This is a genomic window from Rhodopirellula sp. UBA1907, assembly GCF_002337565.1.
In the GTDB taxonomy this organism is placed as follows: Bacteria; Planctomycetota; Planctomycetia; order Pirellulales; family Pirellulaceae; genus Rhodopirellula; species Rhodopirellula europaea.
Genome location: NZ_DDGH01000099.1, coordinates 52,224 through 52,780 on the forward strand (window position 1 = coordinate 52,224; position 557 = coordinate 52,780).

Genomic DNA, 557 nt, shown 5'->3' on the forward strand with positions numbered 1-557 from the left:
TTACCCATTTGCAATGTCCAATTCTCGCAGGCCATTTCTCACCTGGCGGCAAGATCGCTCAACCGTAGGCATGTTCCACATGGCAGTCGAGCCGATGCTTGGGAACCAAGCGAGGCGACTAATCAACACGCCTTCGCGCGAATAGATTTGCTCGGCGTAGAACGATCGCCAGGTGGAACCTGGCCTACGCGGTGAGATGATTGCAAAGTGCAAATTGATCAATGCAAAGTGCAAAGTGCTTTGTCCCGGCAAGCGGCATGACATCACCGCCGGACAACTCCCCATTTGCAATGTCCAATTTACAACTTGCAATTCTCGCAGGCCATCTCTCACCTGGCGGCAAGATCGCGCAATCTTAGGCCATGTTCCACATGGCAGACGAGCCGATGCTTGGGAACCAAGCGAGGCGACTAATCAACACGCCTTCGAGAGAATGGATCTCCTCGGCGTAGAACGATCGCCAGGTGGAACCTGGCCTACGTCGTGAGTCGATTGCAAAGTGCAAATTGATCAATGCAAATTGCAAAGTGTTCAATCCCGGCAAGCGGCATGACATC

1 protein-coding gene is annotated in these 557 nt (G+C 53.0%); it reads right to left on the reverse strand.

Translation table 11 applies throughout. The annotated features are described in order from the left end of the window. Nucleotides 1–355 precede the first annotated feature (355 nt). The coding region (locus tag B2R17_RS24805) for a hypothetical protein (protein WP_286766131.1) at nucleotides 356–557 on the reverse strand (202 nt) is incomplete at its 5' end.